The following is a 14641-nucleotide window of genomic DNA, read 5'->3' as shown; positions in this document are numbered from 1 at the left end:
TTAAAAAATAGTTAGCGAATGAGGAGCGCGCCGCAGTCCGGGCACTCGGGCAGCTCTTCTGGAGCGGCGCCGCGGATGGAGCCCACGGCGGCCGGCGGGAGCTCGATGTAGCAGGATCCGCACGCGCGGTTCTTGAACTTCGCGGCGCCCACGCCGTTTTCGACGCGGAGGCGGTCGTATTCCTCGAGCACGTCCGTGGGCAGCAGGTCGCGCAGCTCAGAGATGCGCACCGTGGGATCCGGCTGGGCCTCGCGGGCATCGCGGGCAGCCTGAGCTTCGCGGCGGGCGGCCTCAAGCTGACGCTCGGCCTCGGAAATCTGGGCGCCGTGGACGTCCACGTTGTTGCGCAGCGCGTGAATCTCGTTGTGGGCTTCCTGCAGCTCGCTCATGAGATCCGCAATGCGAGACTTCGCGGTGTAGCGGTCGTGCTCCAGGTCACGGCGCTTTTCCGGGTCGAGCTCCGCGGTGAGCTGCGCCTTGTCGTCGCGCTCGCGGCGACGCAGCTTGCGCTCGTCAGACTGGATGCGCAGAATCTCCGCCTCCATATCGTCCACAGCCATCTGGGCCGAACCCGCGGCGTTGCGCAGGCGGGCGAGCTTCTGTTCCTGCTTGGCGACTTCCTTCTCCTCAGGCAGCTGTTCATCTACAGCCACGCCCTGGGAGCGCTGGAGGTTCGCCAGCTCGAGGAGTACCTCGTGCAGTTCTACGCGCAGTTTCATAGTTCAGTTCTCCTTGTGTGCGCTGATCGTCCATGGGTCGGTGCGCAACTCGATAATCTCGGCGCTGACGCCGGTTGCCTCCACCACAATATCGCGCGCCTGCCCGGTCCACGGAAATTCGCTCGCCCAATGTGCGGTATCGATCACCGCGATATCGTGTGCGCGCAAGGTCTCATCCACCGGATGGTGGCGCAGATCCGAGGTCACGTACACATCCGCGCCGAGCTTCGCCGCCGCCTCCAGGAAGCTATCGCCCGAGCCGGAGCTCACCGCGACGGTCTCCACCGTCCGGTCCGGGTCGCCGGCCGCGCGCACGCCCCACACCGTCTCCGGCAGAGCATTGGCCACCTGCTGCGTAAATTCCCGCAGACGCATAGGCCGCTCAAGCTTGCCGATGCGCCCCAGCCCCAGCGCCGTGTCCAGATCCTTACGGCCGACTGTCTCGACGACCTCGAAGGCCGGCACCTCGTACGGATGCGCCTCAAAGATCGCCTGTTCAATGGCACCGCGCTTCGAGGAGGGCGCGACAAATTCCACGCGCAGTTCGTCGACGCGCTCAAGCTTTCCGATGTCCCCTTCCGTCGGGTTGGCTCCCTCCACCGGCTTGAATTGGCCCTGGCCCGCAAATTCGAAGGAGCACTCGTGGTAATTGCCGATGGCGCCAGCGCCCGCGGCGAAGACGGCGGCCTTGACGGTCTCGGCATCCTTGGCCGGGACGTGGAATCCCCAGTGGTCGATGACCTCAGGGTCGACCGGCACGATGGGACGGCCAGGCTTTATGCCCACGAGCTCGGCGAGGCGATCGTTCACACCCGGGCGGGCCTTGTCCGCGTTGGTATGCGCGGCGAAAAGGGCAACCCCTCCGGCGAGGAGGGTGTGGACGACCTTGCCCTTAGGGGTATCGGCAGCAACGCTTGTCACGCCACGCAGCAGCAGAGGATGATGGACGATGAGCATGTCCGCGCCGATCGCCACGGCGCGCTCGGCGACGGCCTGCGTGCAGTCGAGCGCGAAGGCTACTTTCTTCACCTCGGCCGCGGGGTCGCCGCAGATAAGCCCCACCGCATCCCACTTCTCCGCCAGGTGCGGCGGGTAGGCCGCATCCATCACCGCGCGAATGTCGCCAACAGTAGTCATAATCTCGCTTTCTCGTTTCGGGCTCTGGCCCACTATCCTAGACGCCATGACCACACCTCATGTCGACTCCGGCGAGCCGGATAAGCGCCTGCACCTCGTCTTTGTTTGCACCGGCAATATCTGCCGCTCCCCCATGGCCGAGGTCATTGTCCGCGACGCCATGGAAAACGACATGCTCGATCTCGCCGCCCGTACCTCTTCGTGCGGCCTCGGCGGCTGGCACGTGGGCCAGGGCGCGGACGAGCGCGCCATCGCCGAACTGCGCCGCGCTGGCCACGACGGCGCCGCCCACCGCGCCGCCCAGCTGGGCGAAGAACACATGGACGCCGACCTCTTTATCGCCATGGACTCCGGCCACCGCGAGGAACTCCTCAAGCGCGGCGTTGATCCGGAGCGCGTCGTCCTCATGCGCTCCTTCGACCCGAATGCGTCTGGCCCCGATGTCGCTGACCCGTATTACGGGACGGAGGACGACTTCACGACGACCCGCAAGAACATCGAAGCGGCGGTACCCGGGCTACTCGATTGGATTCGCGAGAACGCGTAGACTTCCCAACTGTGTTGAAGACGTTTCTCAAGCCCCAGTGGGTTCTGCTCACGCTCTTCGTCGTGGTCTTTTCCTACTTCGCATTCACCACGCTCGCGCCGTGGCAGCTGGGCAAGGACCACGACATCGTCGAGCGCAATCACGAGATCGAGGCCGCCTACGAGTCCGATCCCGTCCCGCTCATTGATGCGGTGACGTCCACCGGCGAAATCGCCAACAAGGAATGGACCCGCGTCACGCTGCAGGGCCGCTACCTCGCGGACAAGGAAGTCCTCCTGCGTCTGCGCCCCGTCGAGTCCGGCCCCACGTATCAGTCGCTCGTGCCCTTCGAAACGAACGACGGACTCACCATGCTCGTCGACCGCGGCTGGGTCGCCGCCGGCGAGGGCAACGCTGTGCCGACCATCGAGCCGGTACCCACCGGCGAGGTCACGCTCACCGCGATGCTGCGCACCGCCGAGCGCGTCCACACCTCCGCCCCCATCGAGGACCAGGGCTACACGCAGGTCTACTCCATCAACCCCGGCCAGGTGGGCAAGCTTGAGAACCTCACGCTGGGCACGGACTACGTCCAAATTTCCCACGACGACCAGCCCGGCGTGCTCAACCCCATTCCGGTCCCCCAACTCGACCGCGGCTCGCACCTGTCCTACGGCTTCCAGTGGATCGCCTTCGGCATCATGGCTCCGCTAGGCCTTATCTACTTCGTCTACGCCGAGCTGCGTGAACGCCGCCGCCTGCGCGAAGAAGAAGCCGCCATGGCTGCCGCCGCAACGACCGACGCCGAGGCCGCGGGTTCCGCGCCGGAGCCTTCGCCGGAACCGGCTGAGTCCTCTGAGTCTGCGGAATCTGCTCAAACAGCTGCAGCGCCTGCCGCGACCGCAGCACCCGCGACCACCCCCGCTGCGCCCGCGTCGCGCCGTTCCCGCACGCGCTACGGCGACGCGAAGCCGGACTACTACGAGAAGTTCAACAAGCGCGGGCGCGAGCGCTTCTAGCCAGACTCTGGGACGCCCTCGCCACGTCAGTTGATTGAACCTAAGGACGGCTTTCGCGACGGCGGACCGGATTAAGTCCAAGGAGTTCAAGGAAGAGTGCGGCTCATGCACGAAACCCCGTTCTGCGAGCCAGAACGGGGTTTCTTGTGGTGCGGCATGGGGTGTCTGGTTCCGTGACATCGATCCGCTATGTCTCGCGACATCGATCCGCCCACCCACGCCTCTGATGTCCGACAACACCGTTCCGCTGTTCCACCCAAACTAAGCCGGCCTGCACAAATGAGTCCAACTGAAGCCCCCGGCGATGTAGCGAGACATCGATCCGCCCATTTCCAGCCACAATCAGCACATGGGAAAGCAACAAACCTCCAACTGCGTCATCGTCGAGACCATCCTTATGACCGGCATGAAACACACCGACGCAGCCGAGCTCTTCGGCGTAAGCACCCGATGGATCCGCACCCTCCTAAGCGCTACCGCCACGGCGGCCTACAAGCCCTAGAACCCCAATCCAAACGCCCGCACACCAACCCCCGAGCAACCCCGACACAGATCGTTAAACGCATCCTCGAACTGCGCCAGGAACTCACCGACACCGGCCAAGACAACGGCGCCCACACCATCCGCTGGCACCTCGAAAAAGAAGGAACTGAAGTGCCCCGAGTTTTGTTCCTAGGCATTTGCCTTGATTTCTATTATTTCCTGTGGCGGGATCTGCTTCCAAAAGGTCAAGTCCGCGTCCGTGGTTCGGGCGCTTACCCGCATCCACATGTTGTTTTCGTCCTACGCCGCACCCCTGCAGGCGCTGGTAGCGTTTATACATACCGCAACCGACAGCCACGGGAGGCCTATTCTATGAACGGCGATGTTACTGTGCTGCTTGTATGCGCCGGGTTAGTGCTTGTCATGGTGCTCTACTGGACCTACTACATCCGGTGCGTGCGGAGGCAACCCAGATCGGAAAAGTGGTACGACGACGTCGACTTTGTAGGCGCAGAAAGTGATGGGGTCCTTTTCATTTATCCTTACTGCTCGCTCATTATGGGCGCTGGCGGCGCCATGGGGTTGGTCGCAAGTGCCAACCCTCCCGAGTTTGTCTACACGGTGCTGAAGGTTCCGCTCGTGGCAGCTTTCGTTGTCGGAGTCATTGGATTTACGGGCGCGGTTGGGGTTCCACTTCCGTGGCCTTTTGTTCCGCGTTGGGTCGTCGATATCCGCAAAGCAAAGCGTGCCCAAAGGCGTGAGCGCAGACAAGCCAGAAAAAGAGAAACGGAAGAATAGGCCTGGCAGCTTTTCCCGTGTTCGAAGTTCGTCGGAAATCTCCGCTATCTGGTTGCAGGTTCTCCAGCCCAGTAGCAAAGCAACTGAAGATGGTTTGAGGCGTTTGGGGCCAAACTCTGCTTTGGTGATGTACATCAACACGGAGAGGAATCCGTAGATGAAGGCCGCTAGAGCAGTAGTCGTGGTAGTCAACGGGTTTGAGTATTCAGAGGTTGGAGAGCCCGATTCTCCTTTGGATGGGGCTTTAACGGCGCACCGTGATGCAAAACAAAGCTTTGCGTGACCTGGGTACGGGGCTAAGGAATAGAAGGGGATGCGGACGAAATCTTAGATGTCGACGGGCACTATTCCACGGTCGTGTTTCCCGATTGGGTCATTGAGCCCACCGGCGTCATGGGTGAGATGAGGCAAAGTAACCCTCAGATGGAAAGGGCAACTGCGCAAACTCTACGTCGGACGAAAACACGCAACAGCCGACATCAACCTCGTATGCATCAACAACAACATCACAGCAGTAGACCCTCACACCGGAGAAATATGGGACAAACACAAACTCGACGAATCAAAGAAATACCACCCAAACTTACTGGGTCAGGACCCGCCAAATGAGGCTTAAGGGACATTGTCCCTTAACCCATGAACCCCCGAAAAATAATTAAAATCTCGCGACATCGATAGGAACGATTTCGCGAGACTTCAGAGTGGTGCGGCATGAGGGGATCGAACCCCCGACCTACTGGGTGTAAACCAGTTGCTCTCCCAGCTGAGCTAACGCCGCGTGAATGCCGGCCGCGCGGAGCGCGTCACAACACTCAGGAAAGTGTATAGGACGCGCGGCGCCGGACAAAATGGGGGTTATTTCTTGGTGTAGCCGCGGCCGACGAGGCAGGAGCCTTGCCAGTCGCCGAGACGCTCCGCCTTGGTCTGGACGAGGCCGGCGAGCTGCGCGGACTCGGCAATCACGCCAGGGGCGATGGTGCCAGACAGGCCAGCACCCGGGGTCAAAAGCCAAATGGTGCCGTGGTCGGCGAGGGGGCGCAGTGCATCGACGAGGCCGTCGACCAAGTCGCCGTCCTCCTCGCGCCACCAGATGACAACGACGTCACACAATTCATCAGTTTCTTCATCGAGGAAATCGTCACCCAAGACATCTTCAATGGCTTCGGAGATGGCAGGGTCGCAGTCTTCGTCCCAACCCAGTTCCAGGGCGACCTGCCCCTCTTCGATGCCTAACTTGCGTGCGTAATCCTCCAATTGAGTGGTCATATCTGGGCACTTTAACGCATTATTAGGGAAAATTCTCGTTGTCCACGCCACTTTCGGTGATTGCGGTGGAGAGGACACGGTGGGGCGAGGGGGCATCGGAAAGCGGGGCCGCAAAGGTAAAGGCCACAAAGTTAGCAATATTCACAGGACGACCGGGATTAAGCTGCAGGATTTAACACGAGAGATTCTTCACTTATCCTTAGCAAAGCTCCGGGGTCGTTTACGCGTATTCTGGAACGTACTGTTTTAAAAGCCCACCATTTGGAGGAATGCACCATGGCAGAATTGGAATCGCTCGGCAGCGACTCTAACTTCCCGCTCATCCGTGACGGCGTCGCGTCGTACATGCACGACACTGACCCGGAAGAAACTCGTGAGTGGATGGATTCTCTCGACGGTCTGCTGGAAGACAACACCCCGGAACGCGCGCGCTACCTCATGCTGCGCCTGCTGGAGCGTGCGTCTGCGAAGCGCGTGCCCATGCCGTCGCTGACCTCCACTGACTTCGTGAACACCATCCCCACCACCCTCGAGCCCGAGTTCCCTGGTGATGAGGAACTGGAGAAGCGCTACCGCCGTTGGATCCGCTGGAACGCGGCCATTATGGTGCACCGCGCGCAGCGCCCGGGCGTTGGCGTGGGCGGCCACATCTCCACGTACGCAGGCGCAGCTCCGCTCTACGAGGTCGGCTTCAACCACTTCTTCAAGGGCAAGGACGATCCGTCCGGCGGCGACCAGGTTTTCTTCCAGGGCCACGCCTCCCCGGGCATGTACGCGCGCGCCTTCATGGAGGGCCGCCTGTCCGAGCATGACTTGGACGGCTTCCGCCAGGAGCACTCCCGCGGCGAGGGCGAGGGCCTTCCCTCCTACCCGCACCCGCGCGGCTTGCCGTGGTTCTGGGAGTTCCCGACCGTGTCCATGGGTCTCGGCCCGATTAACGCGATTTACCAGGCACGCTTCAACAAGTACCTGGAGCAGCGCGGCATCAAGGACACCTCAGACCAGCACGTGTGGGCATTCCTGGGCGACGGCGAAATGGACGAGCCGGAGTCTCGCGGTCTGCTGCAGATGGCGCCGCTCTACGGCCTGGACAACCTCACCTTCGTCATCAACTGCAACCTGCAGCGTCTCGACGGCCCGGTGCGTGGCAACACGCAGATCATCCAGGAGCTCGAGTCCTTCTTTACCGGCGCGGGCTGGGACGTCATCAAGATCATCTGGGGCCGCGAGTGGGACAAGCTCATTGAGGCCGATAAAGACGGCGCGCTCATCAACATCATGAACACCACGCCGGACGGTGACTACCAGACGTTCAAGGCGAATGACGGTGCGTACGTGCGTGAGCACTTCTTCGGCCGCGACGAGCGCACGCTCAAGTTGGTCGAGGACATGTCGGATGAGGAAATCTGGGCGCTGCGCCGCGGCGGCCACGACTACCGCAAGATCTACGCCGCCTACTCCAAGGCGCTGGAGAACCGCGGCACCGGCAAGCCGACCGTCATCCTGGCCCACACGATTAAGGGCTACGGCCTGGGCCACAACTTCGAGGGCCGCAACGCCACCCACCAGATGAAGAAGCTCACGCTGGAGGATCTCAAGCTCTTCCGCGACAAGCAGGGTATCCCGATTCCGGATGAGGTCCTCGAGGCCGATCCGTACAACCCGCCGTACTTCCACCCGGGCATGGATGCAGCGGAGATCAAGTACATGCTCGAGCGTCGTAAAGAGCTGGGCGGCTTCCTGCCGGAACGCCGCGCGGACTTCGAGCGTCTGCACGTGCAGGACATCGACAAGCTGCGTTCCGTGCGCAAGGGCTCGGGCAAGCAGAAGGTCGCCACGACCATGGCTCTGGTGCGTACCTTCAAGGAGATCATGCGCGACAAGGAGATTGGCAAGCGCATTGTCCCGATGATGCCAGACGAGGCCCGTACCTTCGGCCTGGATTCCTGGTTCCCGACGCTGAAGATCTGGAACCCCAAGGGCCAGAACTACGTGCCGGTCGACCACGACCTCATGCTCTCCTACCGTGAGTCCGAGACGGGCCAGATTCTCGCCGAGGGTCTGACCGAGGCCGGCGCCACCGCGTCGTTTACCGCGGCGGCGACGTCGTATGCGACGCAGGGCGAGGCCATGATCCCGCTCTACATCTTCTACTCGATGTTCGGTTTCCAGCGCACCGGCGACGCATTCTGGGCGGCGGCGGACCAGATGGCCCGCGGCTTCATCATCGGCGCCACGGCTGGCCGCACCACGCTCACGGGCGAGGGCCTGCAGCACATGGACGGCCACTCCCAGGTGCTCGCGTCCACGAACCCGGCGGTCGTCTCCTACGACCCGGCGTTCGCGTACGAGATTGCGCACCTCGTCCACCGCGGTATTGACCGCATGTACGGCGACAACGACGAGGCCATCATGTACTACCTCACCGTGTACAACGAGCCGGTCCACCAGCCGGCCGAGCCGGAGAACCTCGACGTCGAGGGCCTGCACCGCGGTATCTACCACTACTCCACCCCGGAGAAGGGTTCGATTCCGGCCAACATCCTGGCGTCCGGTGTGGGTGTCCACCAGGCGCTGCGCGCCCAGGAGATCCTGGCGGAGGACTACGACGTCAAGGCCTCGCTGTTCTCCGTGACCTCGTGGGTCGAGCTGGCCCGCGATGGCGCCGCCAAGGCCAAGGCTGCTCTGCAGAAGGGCCAGGAGCCGGAGAAGGCGTTCGCCACGCGGCAGCTCGAGGGCTTCGACGGCCCGTTCGTGGGTGTCTCTGACTTCACCACGGACCTGCAGGAAATGATCCGTCCGTACGTCCCGGGCACCTATATCGCGCTGGGTACCGACGGCTTCGGCTTCTCCGATACGCGTGAGGCGGCTCGCCGCTTCTTCAACTCGGATACCGAATCCATCGTCGTGGCCGTGCTCTCGGGCCTGGCCCAGGACGGCACGATCGACCGCTCCGTCGCCGAGCAGGCTGCGAAGGACCTCCACCTGGATGATCCGACGAAGACCTACTCCACGAGCACCGACGAGGAGTAATTCCACGCCGCGCTCATGAAAAGCCCGTCAGCAGTTCTGCTGGCGGGCTTTCGGCATACGCGGTGCGTATGTCAGCGTTGAGCGAGGACCGGCTCGATAAGCTCGGCGAGCGCTTGGGAGACGGCCTCGGGTTCTTCGAGGATGACCATGTGGCCGGAGCCGTCGACGACGCGGAGCTCGGCCTCGGGCCAGTGGGAGCAGATGAGCTCGGACTGGGAGCGCGGGGTGACGATATCCATGGAGCCGACGAGGACGATGCCGGGCAGGCCGGCGAGGCGGTCCGCGGCGGCGAGCTCGGAGTGGTCGACGAGGTCGTCGAAGAAACCTACAAAGGAATCGAGCGGGGTGTCGAGCAGCATGTCGACGTGGAATTCGAGGCGTTCCATGCGGGGATAACCGGTCACGCCGGCGGCGAAGATGGGCGCGATGATGCGCGCGATGCGCTGGCGGGCGCGGTTGACCTTGTTGGGTAGGCGCTGGGCGGCGTCGTAGAGGGCTTCTGCGGCGTGGGTCTGGAGAAGCGCCGCGACGCCAGTCTCTGCGAAGGGACGCATGGACGTGGAAATAAGAAGCACCCCGGCGATGCGCTCGTAGTCCTCAACAGGCAGGCGGCGAATGAGGTTTTCGACGACCATGCCTCCGAGCGAATGGCCCACGATAATGAGCGGCCCGGTGGGTGCCTGGGCGGTAAGGATGGCAGCGACGTCATCCGCGGCGTCGTCGACGGTGCAGTCCTCGGCCGGGACGCGGTCCGAGCTGCCGTGCCCGCGAAGGTCGAGCAGCACCGCACGCACGCGCGGATACGACGCGCGCAGGAAGTCAACCTGGTCGTAGAAGCTCTCCGCCGCGAGACCGTAACCGTGAACGAAGATAACGGTGACGGGGGCATCGGAAGGCTCGGGGCCCGAGATATACCAGGCGATGCCATCGGACATGTCGTGGGAGTACGGCTGTGTGAGGCCGGGGTGGCGGTCGTGAGTGTGGCGGCGGCGCCAAACCTGGGTGGCGGTGCGCACACGGCGGCGGGATGGGGTGGACATAACACGTCTAGTCTAGTCGCTCACTTACACTGGTACGCATGGCCGATGGACAAGACTTTGCCGCGCAGCTGCGCGCAGCGCTGGGAAGAGAAGAACACGAGGATAAACCCGCCGCGACGGATACGTATGGGGAGCTCGCGCGGCTCATCACCCAGGTCGCGGGGGTGGAGGAACCGGCGCGTGAAGACCGGCTGGAAGATGTGGGGATTACGTCGCTCAACCTGATTGAGCTGACGGTGCGCGCGGAAGAGCGCTTCAAGGTCCGCTTCGATGAGGGCACCGCCGCGGCCTTTGAGACCGTGGGCGAGGTCGCCGACTACATCGACACGCGGACCGAGAAGCAGTAGCGCTGCGCGAGATCGCGCACCGCCGTCTCCAGCGCGTGCAGCTCCGCTTGAGTACCCGTGAGTACCTGGCGGCAGCCAATGCCCGGCGGCACGGCGTCAAACTCGCTGCCTGCACCTGCGGCAAGAGCCGCGAGATCCTGGCCCGGCCAGTCCTTGTACCAGCGGGTACACCACTGAGCCGTGAGGGGATCATCGCCCGGGATCTCCCACGTCGACGCGCTGGGCAGGCACGTGACCATGAGCTCTTCCACGCGCGGGCGCAGTCGAGCAGGCATACTCTCAATGATGAGCACGCCGGAGGTTATCGGGCGCACTGGCGCCGAGGGTTCGGCGGCAGTGGTTTTCACGCATGTTTCCACAAGCCGAATACCTTTCATTTCCTGTTACAAGACGAGCATCGTCTTCCCCAACGAACCGACTCGAACAGTTTTGTGAAATGACATCGGATGTAATTACCGTGCGTAACGCAACCCATTTTGTTCCCCTCCAGTCACACGAGCAACCCTAAACCCCTGCTTCAACCCCCATTTACTGAAGTTTCACTTGAGACTTAGAACTTCCCTGTGACCGCGCCCCGCAGATCGTTACAGCGCAACGAAATCATCACAAAAGTTAGGGTTTCGATACCTTGCCCCGCTACTCTTAGACTTCATGTTGAAGACTTTTGCTACTCGCGTGGCTGCCCTCGCCTCCGCCACGGTTCTGTGGACCTCCGTCGGCCTGCCCGTCGCGAACGCCCTCACGAGCTCGGACATGAGCTCCACCTCGAGCAAGGGCTCGAGCAACGGCTCCTCCATCTCTGACGCGTTCACGCTGTCGTCAAAGTTGGGCCAGGCCCTCACCATGGGCAATGGCGCGACGACCCATTCCACAAAGCAGGTTTCCGTCTCTGGCCAGGGCACGCGCTCCTACGAGCTCTACGTCCCCTCCGACTATGACTCATCCCGCGACTACCCCGTCGTCTTCGCTTACTCCGGCATGGACTTCGATGGCTCAGACATGCACGGCCACTCCCACTTTGAGCGCGCCACGGGCTCCGATGCCATCGTCGTCTACCCCAACCCGCGCGCGAGCGTCAACGGCGGCCTGGCGTGGGAAGGCCCCAACTACGCCACGACGAGCCGCGGCGAGGACGTCGCCTTCACCAAGGCCATCCTCAATGACGTAGCCAATAGCTACTCCGTCGACCGCAGCCGCGTCTACGCCACCGGCCTGTCCAACGGCGGCGGCATGGCGCTCGCCGCCGCGTGCCAGGCCCCGGAGACCTTCGCCGCCGTTGCCGGCGTCTCCACCGCCGCGTATACGCGTATCTTCGACGGCTGCACAGGCCAAGTGCCCACGCTGCTCATCCACGGCACCGACGACAAGATTGCGCCGTACTACAACGATGGTTCCAACGGCCACGGCGGTTCCTACTACGCCACCCGCGGCGCCTGGGAGCGCATCGGCAAGCGCAACGCCTGCGACACCTCCGGCGCGTCCATGCGCACCGGCTCCGGCAACGGCTACAACTCCTTCAGCTACTCCGGCTGCCTCGCTGAGACCACGCTCTACCGCGTGAACGGCGGCAGCCACACGTGGTTTGCCTCCAACCCCAACGCCACGCGCGAGGTGTGGAACTTCTTCCAGCGCCACTAGCTTCCCGCTAGCCTGTCCGTGCCCCGGTCCTGCCGGGGTATTTTTATGCCTCCAGCTTTTTATGACTGCAGCTCGCTCCAGATCGCCGAGTTCGTCTCCGCCCACAGCGGCTTGGCCCAGTCCCCGAAGTCGTGGTCAGTGAGCATGACCATAGCTTTCCCCTCCGCCAGCCAGAGGTAGGTTCCCGACATACCAAAGTGCCCCGCAGCCTCCGCGGGCAACGAGCCCATCCAGTGCTCCTTGTCCCCGTGGAGCTCGAAGCCCAGGCCCCAGGAGCAGTCCTTAAAGGAGCCATAGCCTGGCACGAGGCCGCGCAGGCCCGGGAACTGCGGCGTGAGCATTTCCTCGACCGTTGTGGGGTGCAACAACTGCGGGTCGAGCACCTCGCGGGCGAACCGGACCAGGTCGTCCACCGTCGTGTCAAGGCCGTGTCCCGCCGAGCCAACCAAAGCCGAATCCTTCATTCCCAGTGGTTCGAAGACGCCCTCGCGCAAGTACTCCGGAAACTCCATGCCGGTGACTTCCGCCACGATATCCGCGGCCCATTCATAGCCCGCTGAGGAATAGATGCGCCGCTCCCCCACGGGCTTCTGCGACTCGCGCGTATCAAACCCCACACCAGACGCGTGCGCCAACAGATGCCGAAGCGTGGAACCGGAAGGCCCCGCCGGCTGGTCGAGCTCCACCGCCCCCTCCTCGACGGCGAGCATGATGCCGTAGGCCACCACAGGTTTGGTCACCGAGGCAATCGAATACACGCGGGACGTATCCCCCAACGTCCGAACATCACCGTCTACAAGCAACGCGGCGGAGACATGGTCAGCCGGGAAATCGGCCACAGAATCAAAGGCAGTCATAGGACCCTAGCCTAGCGAACCCGCCCGCACGCCGACGCACATCAACTGAATAAAAGTACCGCTCGGTCTAGTCTTTTGAGCGTGTCCTGTCGCACAATCAATGGCAACACATTCCTCGATCTCTCTAGGAGGCCCCGCGATGTCTGCGACCACCGCACCCAGCTCGGCCTACGTCCAGGGCCCCACGATGGCAAGCTCCCACTCGACGTTTGGCTGGGCCTCCACGCTTTTTGGCACCGCCATCGGTGCGGGCATTCTCTTCCTGCCTCTGTCCGCCGGCGCCTATGGATTCTGGCCGCTGCTCATTGCCACCGTGCTCATCGGTCCGCTTACGTATCTCTCCCACTACGCCTACGCGCGCATCATCGCTCGCTCCCCGCAGCCCGGCGCGGATCTCCTCGCGGCGCTTACCAGCTACTTCGGCCAGAGTACCGGCGCATGGCTCGCCGTGGCCTACCTCATCATGCTCTTTCCCGTGCTCCTCGTGTATTCGGTGAGCATCACCACCACCGTCGATAACTTCATCGTCAACCAGCTCGGCGGCCCGGAGATCCCGCGGTGGATACTCGCACCGATCCTCATCGGTCTCCTCGTCGCAGCCCTGGCCTTCGGCGAACGCATCATGCTCGCCGCCGCAGAGCTTCTCGTCGTCCCGCTGCTCATTGCACTCGGCGCCTTCTCGCTCTACCTCATCCCGCAGTGGGACTTAGGCTCCTTCCTCACGGTCTCCTCCGAGCACTCCTTCTGGGAATCCCTGGTGCTCATCCTTCCGGTGCTGGTCTTCTCGTTTACCTTCATCGGCTCGCTGTCCCAGTTCGCCGTCTCCACCCAGCGCAGTCACGGCGAGTTCGCCGAAGCTCGCCTCTCCCGAGTCATTATGCTCACCACGGTCCTGCTCACCGTTTTCACGATGTTCTTCGTCTGGTCCTGCGCGCTCGCCCTAGGCGCAGACGGCATGGCTCAGGCCGCCGCGGATAACCTGCCGGTGCTCTCCTACTTCGCGAACACCACGGGCACCCCGTTCCTGGCGCTTGTCACCCCGATCGTCGCCATCTGCGCCATCGCCTCCAGCTTTATCGGCGTAGCCCTAGGCGCGCGCGAAGGCTTGCAGTTCCTCGGCGCTCGCTTGAATCCCTCCCAGCGTGAGCTTTCCGATGCCCCCGTCTACCTGTTCATCTTCACCGTCGCCACCTTCGTGGCCATCGTCGAGCCCTCCGTCATGGACCTCATCACGGTCGCCGGCGGCCTCCTCATCACCATCTTCCAGTTCGGCGTGCCCATGCTCGCCGTCTACGCTGTCGCACGCCTGGCGCCGCTGCGCCGCAGCCCCGGCAACGCCGTCATCATCGCCTTCGGTGCGGTCGTTCTCGGCTCGACCATCTGGGGTTTCTTCTAAAACCCACCTCGTTCTAGGCCCACCGGGACACACGAAAGCCCACGGCACGGTTGCACACCTGCGCCGTGGGCCTTTCTCGCGCCTTAAGCTACGGAGTTGGGAAACCACCCGTCGCGCCGATGGTCTCACCCGAGACGAAGCTCGCCTCCTCCGAGGCCAGGAAGACGTACGCACCGGCCATCTCCACCGGCTGCCCGGCGCGGCCGAGGAAGGACTTCGTGTCGAATTCCATAACACCCTCGGTTGGCTGGCCACCCGCGGGCTGCAGCAGCGTCCACACGGGGCCGGGCGCCACGGCGTTGACGCGAATGCCGCGCGGCGCAAGCTGCGTGGACAGGCCCTTGGACATCGAGTTCATCGCCGCCATCGTGGGCGTCGTCGT

13 protein-coding genes, 1 tRNA gene and 2 pseudogenes are annotated in these 14641 nt (G+C 63.1%); 8 read left to right on the top strand and 8 right to left on the bottom strand.

Annotated elements, in window-relative coordinates; translation table 11 throughout:
• Positions 1-11 precede the first annotated feature (11 nt).
• Positions 12-719: a zinc ribbon domain-containing protein gene (locus tag HMPREF0307_RS04940; RefSeq protein ID WP_066488477.1), complete on the bottom strand. Its 708-nt coding sequence runs from the start codon at positions 717-719 to the stop codon at positions 12-14.
• A 3-nt stretch (positions 720-722) separates the two neighbouring features.
• Complete coding sequence (locus HMPREF0307_RS04935) at positions 723-1856, bottom strand: Nif3-like dinuclear metal center hexameric protein (RefSeq protein ID WP_066488474.1); 1134 nt, start codon at positions 1854-1856, stop codon at positions 723-725.
• 46 nt (positions 1857-1902) lie between these two features.
• Between HMPREF0307_RS04935 and HMPREF0307_RS04930 the strand changes: the two genes are divergently transcribed.
• The 4 genes and pseudogenes from HMPREF0307_RS04930 (at position 1903) to HMPREF0307_RS04920 (ending at position 4682) form a co-directional block, all read left to right on the top strand.
• Positions 1903-2403 (top strand): low molecular weight protein-tyrosine-phosphatase, encoded by a 501-nt coding sequence (locus tag HMPREF0307_RS04930; RefSeq protein WP_066488471.1) that lies wholly within the window; start codon positions 1903-1905, stop codon positions 2401-2403.
• A gap of 11 nt (positions 2404-2414) precedes the next feature.
• The gene (locus HMPREF0307_RS04925; protein ID WP_066488467.1) at positions 2415-3401 is read left to right on the top strand and encodes an SURF1 family cytochrome oxidase biogenesis protein; all 987 of its coding nucleotides are present in this window, start codon (positions 2415-2417) and stop codon (positions 3399-3401) included.
• A 349-nt stretch (positions 3402-3750) separates the two neighbouring features.
• Positions 3751-4052: pseudogene (locus HMPREF0307_RS13280) on the top strand (helix-turn-helix domain-containing protein); the annotation flags it as partial.
• A 204-nt stretch (positions 4053-4256) separates the two neighbouring features.
• Complete coding sequence (locus HMPREF0307_RS04920; RefSeq protein WP_066488461.1) at positions 4257-4682, top strand: hypothetical protein; 426 nt, start codon at positions 4257-4259, stop codon at positions 4680-4682.
• Between the two features lie 702 nt (positions 4683-5384).
• Here HMPREF0307_RS04920 and HMPREF0307_RS04915 read toward each other — a convergent pair.
• Together HMPREF0307_RS04915 and HMPREF0307_RS04910 are read right to left on the bottom strand one after the other, a co-directional pair.
• A tRNA-Val gene (locus HMPREF0307_RS04915) sits at positions 5385-5460 on the bottom strand.
• A gap of 77 nt (positions 5461-5537) precedes the next feature.
• Positions 5538-5948 carry a DUF3052 domain-containing protein gene (locus HMPREF0307_RS04910; RefSeq protein WP_066488459.1) on the bottom strand — a complete coding sequence of 137 codons (411 nt, stop codon included), beginning with the start codon at positions 5946-5948 and terminating at the stop codon, positions 5538-5540.
• A 276-nt stretch (positions 5949-6224) separates the two neighbouring features.
• Between HMPREF0307_RS04910 and aceE the strand changes: the two genes are divergently transcribed.
• Complete coding sequence (gene aceE / locus HMPREF0307_RS04905) at positions 6225-8981, top strand: pyruvate dehydrogenase (acetyl-transferring), homodimeric type (RefSeq protein WP_066488455.1); 2757 nt, start codon at positions 6225-6227, stop codon at positions 8979-8981.
• Positions 8982-9052: 71 nt separating this feature from the next.
• Here aceE and HMPREF0307_RS04900 read toward each other — a convergent pair whose 3' ends face one another.
• Positions 9053-10021, bottom strand: a complete 969-nt coding sequence (locus HMPREF0307_RS04900) for an alpha/beta fold hydrolase (RefSeq protein WP_066488449.1) — start codon at positions 10019-10021, stop codon at positions 9053-9055.
• 38 nt (positions 10022-10059) lie between these two features.
• Here HMPREF0307_RS04900 and HMPREF0307_RS04895 point away from each other — a divergent pair, with 38 nt between their 5' ends.
• Positions 10060-10368 (top strand): acyl carrier protein, encoded by a 309-nt coding sequence (locus HMPREF0307_RS04895; protein ID WP_066488436.1) that lies wholly within the window; start codon positions 10060-10062, stop codon positions 10366-10368.
• Here the strand turns inward: HMPREF0307_RS04895 and HMPREF0307_RS04890 are convergent.
• Positions 10338-10715, bottom strand: coding sequence for a hypothetical protein (locus tag HMPREF0307_RS04890; RefSeq protein WP_066488431.1), 378 nt, complete (start codon positions 10713-10715; stop codon positions 10338-10340). The genes HMPREF0307_RS04895 and HMPREF0307_RS04890 overlap by 31 nt on opposite strands.
• A gap of 304 nt (positions 10716-11019) precedes the next feature.
• On the opposite strand from HMPREF0307_RS04890, the gene HMPREF0307_RS04885 reads away from it, so the two are divergent.
• Entirely contained in the window at positions 11020-12006 is a 987-nt protein-coding gene (locus HMPREF0307_RS04885) for a CE1 family esterase (protein WP_070594081.1), read from the top strand.
• A gap of 59 nt (positions 12007-12065) precedes the next feature.
• Here HMPREF0307_RS04885 and HMPREF0307_RS04880 read toward each other — a convergent pair whose 3' ends face one another.
• Positions 12066-12863, bottom strand: a complete 798-nt coding sequence (locus HMPREF0307_RS04880) for a serine hydrolase domain-containing protein (RefSeq protein ID WP_066488418.1) — start codon at positions 12861-12863, stop codon at positions 12066-12068.
• Positions 12864-13002: 139 nt separating this feature from the next.
• On the opposite strand from HMPREF0307_RS04880, the gene HMPREF0307_RS04875 reads away from it, so the two are divergent.
• Positions 13003-14259, top strand: coding sequence for an amino acid permease (locus HMPREF0307_RS04875; protein ID WP_066488415.1), 1257 nt, complete (start codon positions 13003-13005; stop codon positions 14257-14259).
• An 88-nt stretch (positions 14260-14347) separates the two neighbouring features.
• Here the strand turns inward: HMPREF0307_RS04875 and HMPREF0307_RS04870 are convergent.
• A pseudogene (locus tag HMPREF0307_RS04870) lies at positions 14348-14629 on the bottom strand (SDR family oxidoreductase); the annotation flags it as partial.
• Positions 14630-14641 lie beyond the last annotated feature (12 nt).

This window comes from Corynebacterium sp. DNF00584 (assembly GCF_001552965.1).
GTDB classification, from domain to species: Bacteria; Actinomycetota; Actinomycetes; order Mycobacteriales; family Mycobacteriaceae; genus Corynebacterium; species Corynebacterium phoceense.
Note: the sequence above shows the minus strand (reverse complement) of the source record. Positions and strands in the feature narration are given on the sequence as shown.